The sequence below is a fragment of the Caballeronia sp. M23-90 genome, from assembly GCF_053574605.1.
The window spans coordinates 1-10,308 of sequence record NZ_JBSIPA010000223.1 but is presented as its reverse complement, the minus strand read 5'-3'; the positions used below and the strand labels follow the sequence as shown (position 1 = coordinate 10,308).

Genomic DNA, 10,308 nt, shown 5'->3' with positions numbered 1-10,308 from the left:
ATGCGGGTTCACACCGACGCATCAGAGGGAACGGTATGCGTCTTGCGCCTGTCATAACCGGAAGGCATGCTCAGGCGGCTGTGCTGGATGCATCTGGACCGCTTTTAAGAGCATCCTAAATAGTTTCCGTCGGGCCGTCTCTATGCCTTCGACGTGTCGGACCGCCGTCTTGCGAAACTCAAGCCACGCCTCGCTCGCAGCGGTTTGTCGAATGTGAATCCGGTGTTGATCGACAGCGAGCACGACGCCAAGATCAAGCGGCTGGCAGGCAAGATCGACCGCGTTCTCGTCGATGCCCCCTGTTCGGGCCTTGGCACGCTGCGGCGCAATCCGGACCTGAAATGGCGTCAATCGCCGGAATCGGTCGCTGAACTGACGCCGAAGCAGCTATCCATCCTGACCAGTGCGGCCCGGCTCGTGAAAGTGGGCGGCCGTCTCGTCTACGCAACATGCAGCATGCTCGAGGCGGAAAACGAGGGCGTAGTGACGCAGTTCCTCGCCTCGCACCCGCTGTTCAAGCTGGTCCCGGCGAAAGATGTGCTCGCAGAACAGCGCATTGACCTCGATACTGGCGACTACCTCCAACTGTGGCCGCACAAGCACGGAACGGACGGTTTCTTCGCGGCGGTGCTCGAACGCCTCCCGAATCCGGCAAAAGAGACACCTGTTGAAGAGGTCGCCGCCGAATAAGCGGTATCTGCCTCTCTTGACCACGGAATGACAGCCATTCCGTGGTCAAACTCCGAAAAACGACGGAATTGGGGTTAAGTGCACTTGAATCAGCGCGTTTCCAGCGGTCAAAATTCCCGTTGCTTTTGCGCGAAATCAAAAATTTCCTCCATGCACACAAAGACTTGGAACGCTTGACGTAAAATGCCGTCGAACCACGTGCATAATCCTTTCATGCACCCAACAGCCGTCGATACTGTTTTCGTTCGGCTAAATTTCACCGCCTTTTAGGTAAATTGCCTTGCTGAATTCATCGCTTGAATTTCTCGCCAACGGTTTGCTGGACCTTACGTGGTGGCAAATCCTGTTGTTCACGCTCGTGATGACGCACATCACGATCATCGGCGTGACCGTCTACCTGCATCGCTGCCAGGCGCATCGCGCGCTGGAGCTGCATCCGGCCGTCAGTCACTTCTTCCGTTTCTGGCTGTGGATGACCACCGGCATGCTGACCGGCCAATGGGCCGCGATTCATCGCAAGCACCACGCCAAGTGCGAGACCGAAGAAGATCCGCACAGCCCGCAAACGCGCGGCATCTGGAAAGTCCTGCTCGAAGGCGCCGAGCTTTATCGTTCGGAAGCCAAGAACGAGGAAACCATGCGCAAGTTCAGTCACGGCACGCCGAACGACTGGATGGAACGCAATGTCTACACGCGCTACCCGATTCTCGGCATCAGCATCATGATGGTGGTCGACGTTGCGCTGTTCGGCATCGTGGGTCTTTCGGTCTGGGCCGTGCAGATGATCTGGATTCCGTTCTGGGCCGCCGGCGTGGTCAACGGTCTTGCTCACTGGTGGGGTTATCGCAACTTCAACTCGTCGGACGCCAGCACGAACATCTTTCCGCTCGGCATCCTGATCGGCGGCGAAGAACTGCATAACAATCACCATACGTACGCCACGTCGGCGAAGCTGTCGAACAAGTGGTACGAATTCGACATTGGCTGGATGTATATCCGCATCATGTCGGCGTTCAAGCTGGCCAAGGTCAAGAAGATCGCGCCCACGCCGCGCTTGTCGGCATCGAAGCCCGTGCTCGATCACGACACGCTGCAAGCCGTCTTGTCGAACCGCTATGAAGTGATGGCGCGTTACGGCAAGGCCATGAAGCGTGCGTATCGTCAGGAATTGTCGAAACTGAAGGACGGCGGTTCCACCGATAAATACCAGTTGATGCGCGGTGCGCGCAAATGGGCGCACAAGGAAGAAGCCGGTCTCGACGAGCCGCAACGCCAGCAATTGCCGGCGCTGTTCTCGGACAACCACAAGCTGCGCACCTACATTGAGTTGCGCCAGGATCTGGCTGCCATGTGGGACCGTTCCAATGCGTCGCGCGAACAACTGCTCGCGCAATTGCAGGACTGGTGTCATCGGGCGGAGCAGAGCGGCATCAAGGCGCTGCAGGATTTCGCATCGCGCCTGCGCCGGTACGCCTGACGAGTGGTCTGAACCACGACCCGAAACGCAGAAACCTTCGTCACTGTTATCCGCTAAAATTTCGTGACGTTACGAGACCCCGCTCTGGCGGGGTTTTGTCGTTTTGGAACGGCAACATGCGCGCCGTTTTTACGAGATTGGAGACAGGCAAGCGATGGAACAGGCGATAAAAAGCGTCGAGTACGACCTGCCGCAAGGGTTGACGTGCGGCATCGGCCAAGCATGGGCGAAAGTGCCCGATGCGCCGTCGCAGGACGAGAGGCGCGAGTTGAAGGAGCGCATTCGCGCGTTGCTCGTGCGCGAGAAAGCGGTGTTGGTCGCACATTATTATGTCGATGCCGAGCTGCAAGAGCTCGCCGATGAAACCGGCGGTTGTGTAGCGGATTCGCTGGAGATGGCGCGCTTCGGGCGCGACCACGCAGCGCAAACGCTGGTTGTGGCCGGCGTGCGTTTCATGGGCGAGACGGCGAAGATTCTCAGCCCTGGAAAGCGCGTGCTGATGCCCGATCTGGACGCCACGTGTTCGCTGGACCTCGGTTGTCCCGCCGACGAATTCTCGGCTTTCTGCGATGCACATCCCGACCGCACGGTCGTCGTGTACGCGAATACCAGCGCGGCTGTGAAGGCGCGGGCGGACTGGATGGTGACATCGTCGATCGGGTTGGAAATCGTCGCCGACCTGCACGCGCGTGGCGAGAAAATCCTCTGGGCGCCGGACCGGCATCTGGGCTCGTACATCCAGAAGAAAACCGGCGCCGACATGCTGCTGTGGCAAGGCTCGTGTCTCGTGCACGATGAGTTCAAGGGCGTCGAACTCGATCTGCTGCGGGCCGAATATCCCGATGCAAAAATCCTCGTTCATCCGGAATCGCCGGAAGGCGTGGTTGCGTTGGCGGACGTGGTGGGGTCGACCACGCAATTGATCGATGCCGCCGTGAAGCTCGACGCGAAGCGTTTCATTGTCGCGACCGATCTCGGGATTCTGCACAAGATGCGGCTTGCGGCGCCGGGCAAGGAGTTCATCGAAGCGCCGACCGCCGGCAATAGCGCGAGCTGCAAGAGTTGCGCGCATTGCCCCTGGATGGCCATGAACGGGCTGACCAATCTCGCCGCGGTGCTGGAGCGCGGCAACAACGAGATTTTCGTGGATCGTGCGACCGGTGAACGGGCGCGTGTTCCTATCGACCGGATGCTCGACTTCGCAGCGCGTCACAAGAAGCGTGTGCAGGCGAGCGGCGATCTGGCGAAGGATGGTTCGTTGTTTTCAAACGTTGGAGCGGCGTGAATGACTTCTGCCAGTCAGTTGGTTTCCCCTTTATTCGATGAAATCCGTGCGCAATACGGCGCAGCCTTCGACCAGGCGCTTGCACGCAACGTGACCGATGCGCTTGCCGAAGATATCGGCGATGGCGATCGCACCGGGCTTCTGGTCCCGGCGAAGATAGAAAGGACAGCGCGGATCATCGTTCGCGAGGAAGCGGTGCTTTGCGGCGTGCCCTGGTTCGAGGGCGTGATGCGGCGCGTGGATGAATCGATTCGCGTTGAATGGCTTTATCAGGAAGGCGCGCGGATGCGTGCTGATTCGCCCGTTGTGTTGCTGCGCGGCCCGGCGCGTGCGCTGCTCACCGCGGAGCGCAATGCGTTGAACTTCCTGCAGTTGCTCTCGGGCGTGGCGAGCGCGACGCGGCGCTTTGTTGACGCAATAGACGGCACGCGCGCGCAGATCCTCGATACCCGCAAAACGCTGCCCGGCCTGCGTCTCGCGCAGAAGTACGCGGTCCGTGTCGGCGGCGGCGCGAACCAGCGGCTCGCACTTTATGACGGCATCCTGATCAAGGAAAACCACATTGCCGCCGCCGGCGGCGTAGGCGCGGCAATGGATTCGGCGCTCGCGCTGAATGCCGGCGTGCCCATCCAGATCGAAGTCGAAACGCTGGAGCAGCTCGAGACCGCGCTCGCGCATCGGGCGGAATCCGTTTTGCTCGACAACTTCAGCTTCGACGCCATGCGCGACGCTGTCGGCCTGACGGCCGGACGTGCAGTGCTGGAGGTATCGGGCGGCGTGAACTTCGATAGCGTGCGCACGATTGCGGAGACCGGCGTGGACCGGATTTCGATTGGCGCATTGACGAAGGATGTGCGCGCCACGGATTATTCGATGCGTCTGGAATAACGCGTTGAGTCCATGACGATCATGGCGTGCAACGCGCCATGATCGAGGTTTTTCCCTGAATCTCGCACAATGATCTCGCACAATGTCGTGTCTAGACAACTTTGCGACGTTCCCCCCGAAGTGCGCTGTTTTTCCGCCGAATTCATTCCGTTAATCCCCGTAACTTCCCCGTAAGCCTTGTCCGTCAAGCCGCTCGGTATTTTCCCTAGGTTTTCGCGCCCGCGAACAAAAACCGTTGCCAGTCCTTTTTGTTCAATGCATGCTTGTCTATACAAGTTGGCGATTCGCCAATCGGTCAATCACTCATTTTCGGAAAAGTGGCTCAACTATGACAGGCAAAATGAACTTGCTGGCTCGACTGGCGGCATCGGTGGCCGTTGGTGTTATCGCGCTCGGCGCCGTCAATGCGCAGGCGAAGGACTGGAAAACCGTCACGATCGCCACCGAAGGCGCGTACGAACCGTGGAACCTCACGCTGCCCGGCGGCAAACTCGGCGGGTTCGAGCCGGAGCTCATCCAGAACGTGTGCGATCGCATCAAGATCCAGTGCAAGCTCGTGACGCAGGACTGGGACGGCATGATCGCCGGGCTGCAAGCGGGCAAGTTCGACGTGCTCATGGACGCGATCTCGGTCACCCCTGAACGCGAGAAGATCATCGCTTTCTCCCGGCCTTACGCATCCACGCCGGCCGCGTTCGTCGCTTCCGGTGACGCGCCTGCTGCGCTCGCGAAGCAGCCCGGTGCCGGGCAGATCGTGAAACTCACGGGCGACGCAGCCCACGACAAAACCACCGTCGATGCATTGCGCGTGGCGCTGAAGGGCAAGACCATCGGCATTCAGTCGGGCACGGTGTACACGAAGTTCATCGATACGAACTTCAAGGACGTTGCCACCATCCGCGAGTACAAAACCGCGCCGGAGCATGACCTGGATCTGGTGGCAGGCCGCATCGATGTCGCCTTCGACGACAGCACCTACTGGGCATCGGCGTTCGCCAAGCCGGAAAACAAGGGCCTGGCCTTCACAGGACCGAAGATCTCGGGACCGGTCTGGGGTCCGGGCGAAGCGCTCGCATTCCGCCAGTCTGACAAGGACCTGAAGGCCAAGTTCGACGAAGGCATCGCCGCGGCGCTCGCCGACGGCACCGTCAAGCGTCTTTCCATGAAGTGGATGAAGGTCGACGCCACGCCTTGATTTGATCGCTGCCTGATCAACGCCCCCAGGACGATGCAACACCGCAGGAGATAAAAGATGAATCTGGTTCATTTACTCGGCTTCGGCGAGCAAGGGTGGGGCAGCGCGTTGCTGGTCGCGCTGCTCATGACCGTGCTTCTGACCATCGCCGCGCTGGCCGTGGGCGCTGTGTTCGGTGCGATGGTCGCGTCCGCGAAACTGTCGCGCAGCCGCACGCTGAGGGTTATCGGCGATGCGTACACCACGCTCTTTCGCGGCATTCCCGAACTGCTGATCATCTATCTCTTCTACTTCGGCGGCTCGTCTGTCGTGACCGCCGTCGGGCAGTTTTTCGGGGCGGACGGGTTTATCGGTGTGCCTCCGTTCGTGGTCGGCGCGCTTGCCATCGGGCTGATTTCGGGCTCTTATCAGGCGGAGGTTTACCGCTCGGCGGTGCTGGCCGTGTCCCGTGGCGAGATCGAGGCGGCGCGCGCCATTGGCATGTCCACGCCGACGCTGTGGCGCCGCGTGCTGATCCCGCAAGTCGTGCGTTTTGCGCTGCCGGGGATCGGCAACGTGTGGCAGTTGAGCCTGAAGGATTCGGCATTGATCGCGGTGACGGGGCTCGCCGAACTGATGCGCACGAGCCAGGTCGCGGCCGGATCGACGCATCAGTACTTCACGTTCTATGTGGTCGGCGGGGCGCTTTACCTGATCCTCACGAGCCTGTCGAACCGTGTCTTCGATCGCGCTGAAGCGCGCATCGGCCGGTCGTTTCGCAGCACGCTTGCGCGCCATTAAGACGAACGTACCAAGAGAATCCGACCATGAACATCGATTTCGAATTTCTCGGCGATACGTTGTCGAAACTCCTCGCCGCCGTGCCGACCACACTCGGGCTTTTCTCCGCCTCGCTGATTGTGGGTGGCCTGCTTTCGCTCGTGATCGTCGCGATGCGCGTCAGCCCCAACTGGGCGATAAACCGGTTTGCGCGCGCGTACATTCTGGTGTTTCGCGGCTCGCCGCTCCTGATCCAGATGTTCCTTGTTTATTACGGGCTGGGGCAATTTCCCGCGGTCCGCGCGAGCATCGTCTGGCCTGTGCTTCGCGAGCCTTATGCGTGCGCGATTCTTTCGCTGGCGTTGTGCACCGCAGGTTATACCGCCGAGATCATCCGTGGCGGTCTGCAGTCCGTGCCGCATGGCCAGATTGAAGCGGCGCTCGCATGCGGCATGTCGCGCTGGACGGTGCTGCGCCGGATCATCGCACCGATCACGCTGCGCTATGCGCTGCCTGCGTATTCCACCGAAGCCGTGCTGCTTGTCAAATCGACGGCACTCGCAAGTCTCGTCACCGTCTGGGACGTGACCGGCGTCGCGCAGCAGATCATCCAGCGAACCTACCGGACCATGGAAGTCTTCATCTGCGCCGCGGCCATTTATCTCGTGCTGAATTTCATCATCGTGCGGGCGCTCGGGATGCTCGAAAAGAAGCTCTCGCCGCATCTGCGTGATCGTAACGAAACGGTATCGAAGAAACCTGTGCCTGCATCGCTCAAGGCAACGACGGTGCCAAACACGCATATCGATTCCTGAATCGGAGGGAGAAACTCATGAACACCAGCAGCTCCATTGCGCTCTCCGCGAGCAACATCCACAAGTCTTTCGGCGATGCGCACGTGCTCAAGGGCATTTCCCTCGATGCGCACGAAGGCGACGTGATCTCGATCCTGGGTGCGAGCGGCTCGGGCAAAAGCACGTTCCTGCGCTGTATCAACATGCTTGAAACGCCGGATGACGGCGAAGTGAAACTGGCGGGCGAAGCCATCGAAATGAAGCGGGGCCGCGATGGACGTCTGCAGCCCGGCAACCGCAAGCAGGTCGACCGGATTCGTTCGCAGCTCGGCATGGTGTTCCAGGGTTTCAATCTCTGGTCGCACATGACGGTGATGCAGAACGTGATCGAAGGGCCGCTGCGTGTGCAAAAGCGCACGCGTGCCGAGTGCGTTGAAGAAGCCGAGCAGTTGCTGACGAAGGTCGGCCTGTATGAAAAACGCGATGCGTACCCTGCGCATTTGTCGGGCGGCCAGCAACAGCGCGTCGCGATCGCGCGTGCACTGGCAATGCACCCGAAGGTCATGCTCTTCGATGAACCCACGTCCGCGCTCGATCCCGAACTGGTCGGCGAAGTGCTGCGCGTGATGCGCGCGCTCGCCGAAGAAGGGCGGACCATGCTGGTCGTCACGCACGAGATGGGCTTTGCGCGGCATGTGTCGAACCGGGTGATGTTCCTGCATCAGGGACAAGTCGATGCCGAAGGTCCCCCCGACGACCTTTTCAATGGACGATGCTCGGAACGCTTCCAGCAGTTTGTATCGAGTCATCATTCACGTACCGCCAACTAATCTGCAAGCGAGGTTATCGTGCTGGCCAGTTCCCTTTTGCAGGCGCCATCGATTGATTCCGTGGTCATCGGCGCCGGACTGAATAACGGTTTCAATCATGGATATACATCGGCCGTGGTGAATCTCGATGCGCCGCTTGGATGGCGCGATATCGCGCGGATTGCGAACGGCGCGAAGCTGGTTTTATCGCCCGATGCACGCGCCCGGATCGATCATGCGCGCGCATTGGTCGAGCAGATCGTCGAGCGCCGGATTCGCGCTTACGGCGTGAATACGGGCGTGGGCGCGCTGTGCGATGTGATCGTGTCGCCGTCCGAACAGCGGACTTTGTCGCGCAACATCTTGATGAGCCACTCGGTGGGCGTCGGCGAACCACTGCGGCGCGAGGAGACGCGGGCGATCATCGCGGCGGCGGTCAACAACTTCGCGCACGGGAAGTCAGGCGTGCGGCTCGAACTGGTCGATTTGCTCGTCACGCTGCTCGACAGCGGGGCGATTCCCGAAGTGCCGGCATTCGGGTCTGTCGGTTATCTGAGTCATATGGCGCATATCGCGCTGGTGCTGATCGGCGAGGGGTTCGTACGCGACGACACTGGCCGGATCAGCGCGGCGCGCGCGCTGCAGCGACTCGAGCGCGAACCGCTGGTGCTGGAGGCGAAGGAAGGCCTGAGCGTGGTCAACGGCACGCCGTGCGTGACGGGGCTCGCCTCTCTCGCGCTGGCGCGCACCGAGCGCCTGCTGCAATGGGCCGACACCATTTCCGCAATGACCTTCGAAAACCTGCGCGGGCAGGCCGCCGCCTTCGATGCCGACTCCCTTGCGCTGCGGATATCGCCGGGATTGTCGGTGGTGGGCGTGCATTTGCGCGAGCTTCTGGCTGACAGCGGGATCATCGCGGCGTCGTATGGGCGCAGCACGCAGGACCCGCTGAGCTTGCGCACGATCCCACACGTCCACGGCGCTGCCCGCGATGTGTTCGCGACCACCGCCGAAGTCGTGAACCGCGAGCTGGCTTCCGTTACCGACAACCCCGTCGTCACCGGCACGCTTACCGCGCCGCGCGTGTTTTCCCAGGCGCATGCGGTGGGCGCGTCGATCGGCCTCGCGATGGACAGCCTGAGCACGGCCGTGGCCGAAGTCGCCGCGATGGCGGAGCGGCGTATCGACCGGCTGGTGAACCCGCTGGTGAGCGGCTTGCCCGCATTCCTCGCCGATAGCGGCGGCACGTGTTCCGGCTTCATGATCGCGCAGTACACGGCGGCGTCGCTGGTCGCGCACAACCGGCGGCTCGCAATGCCTGCCAGTCTCGATGGCGGCATCACGTCCGGTCTGCAGGAGGACCATTTGTGCCATGCGACGCCGGCAGCGCTGAAGGCGCTGGAGATCATCGCGAACGCGGAGCGGATTTTTGCGATCGAATTGCTTGCCGCGGCGCAGGCCTACGACCTGCAGCCCCCCGACCTGACGCGCGCGCCCAGGACGGATGCCGTGTACCGGAGCGTGCGTGCGGTGATCTCGCCATATCGTGATGACCGGCCGCTCGCGGGCGATATCGCCGCCGCTGTTGCCTTCGTCTGCGAGGCTGCGCCAGTTTTCTAAACTGCTGTATAGACAGATTCATGCCGCCACTTGCTGGCGGCATTTGCATTGTTTCCCGCTGTCAAGCCGCGCCGCGCCCGGTTCCGGCCTCATCAAAGTAAACCCCTACGCGAATCGGTTAACCTTCACTTGCGCTCCTCTTTATTTTAATTCAGACTTGTATATACAACTTGTCGACCGACCTGCGCAATGCTTTGAGAGCCGCGGCGTCGGCCTCAAGAGACCGAATACTTTCAATCCTGTCCAAGGAGTGCTTCGATGAAAAACCACAACCCACGTCCCCTGCGCGCACCGCGCGGTACCGAACTTACGTGCAAGAGCTGGCTTACCGAAGCGCCGTACCGGATGCTGCTGAACAACCTCGATCCCGAAGTCGCCGAGAACCCGGACAAGCTGGTTGTGTACGGCGGTATAGGCCGCGCCGCGCGCAACTGGGAATGCCTCGACAAGATCCTGGAAACGCTGCAACGCCTGGAAAGCGATGAGTCGCTGCTCGTGCAATCGGGCAAGCCGGTTGGCGTATTCAAGACGCACGCCGACGCGCCGCGCGTGCTGATCGCGAATTCGAATCTCGTGCCGAAATGGGCGACGTGGGAGCACTTCAACGAGCTCGACCGCAAGGGCCTTTTCATGTACGGCCAGATGACGGCCGGGAGCTGGATCTACATCGGCAGCCAGGGGATCGTGCAGGGCACGTACGAAACCTTCGTGGAAGCGGCGCGCCAGCATTTCAACGGTAGCTGGAAAGGCCGCTGGATCCTGACGGCGGGCCTGGGCGGCATGGGCGGCGA

Annotated in this window: 8 protein-coding genes and 2 pseudogenes; all 10 read left to right on the top strand. The window is 61.1% G+C overall.

Annotated elements, in window-relative coordinates:
* Window positions 1-129 precede the first annotated feature (129 nt).
* A pseudogene (locus ACRXB1_RS20700) lies at window positions 130-690 on the top strand (RsmB/NOP family class I SAM-dependent RNA methyltransferase); the annotation flags it as partial.
* 280 nt (window positions 691-970) lie between these two features.
* Window positions 971-2,167: a DesA family fatty acid desaturase gene (locus ACRXB1_RS20695; protein ID WP_061998723.1), complete on the top strand. Its 1,197-nt coding sequence runs from the start codon at window positions 971-973 to the stop codon at window positions 2,165-2,167.
* A gap of 154 nt (window positions 2,168-2,321) precedes the next feature.
* The gene (nadA, locus tag ACRXB1_RS20690; RefSeq protein ID WP_449493060.1) at window positions 2,322-3,452 is read left to right on the top strand and encodes a quinolinate synthase NadA; all 1,131 of its coding nucleotides are present in this window, start codon (window positions 2,322-2,324) and stop codon (window positions 3,450-3,452) included.
* A complete protein-coding gene (gene nadC, locus ACRXB1_RS20685; RefSeq protein ID WP_174363318.1) occupies window positions 3,453-4,340 on the top strand; it encodes a carboxylating nicotinate-nucleotide diphosphorylase in 888 nt (295 codons plus the stop codon).
* A gap of 340 nt (window positions 4,341-4,680) precedes the next feature.
* Entirely contained in the window at window positions 4,681-5,535 is an 855-nt protein-coding gene (locus ACRXB1_RS20680) for a transporter substrate-binding domain-containing protein (RefSeq protein WP_449493059.1), read from the top strand.
* Window positions 5,536-5,592: 57 nt separating this feature from the next.
* On the top strand, window positions 5,593-6,315 hold the full coding sequence (locus ACRXB1_RS20675) for an ABC transporter permease (protein ID WP_449493058.1): 723 nt from the start codon (window positions 5,593-5,595) through the stop codon (window positions 6,313-6,315).
* Between the two features lie 26 nt (window positions 6,316-6,341).
* Window positions 6,342-7,109, top strand: coding sequence for an ABC transporter permease (locus ACRXB1_RS20670; protein WP_449493057.1), 768 nt, complete (start codon window positions 6,342-6,344; stop codon window positions 7,107-7,109).
* Window positions 7,110-7,126: 17 nt separating this feature from the next.
* Window positions 7,127-7,918 carry an ABC transporter ATP-binding protein gene (locus tag ACRXB1_RS20665; protein WP_062169428.1) on the top strand — a complete coding sequence of 264 codons (792 nt, stop codon included), beginning with the start codon at window positions 7,127-7,129 and terminating at the stop codon, window positions 7,916-7,918.
* Between the two features lie 78 nt (window positions 7,919-7,996).
* Complete coding sequence (locus ACRXB1_RS20660) at window positions 7,997-9,517, top strand: HAL/PAL/TAL family ammonia-lyase (RefSeq protein WP_449493061.1); 1,521 nt, start codon at window positions 7,997-7,999, stop codon at window positions 9,515-9,517.
* A gap of 258 nt (window positions 9,518-9,775) precedes the next feature.
* Window positions 9,776-10,308 (top strand): annotated as a pseudogene (locus ACRXB1_RS20655) (urocanate hydratase); the annotation flags it as partial.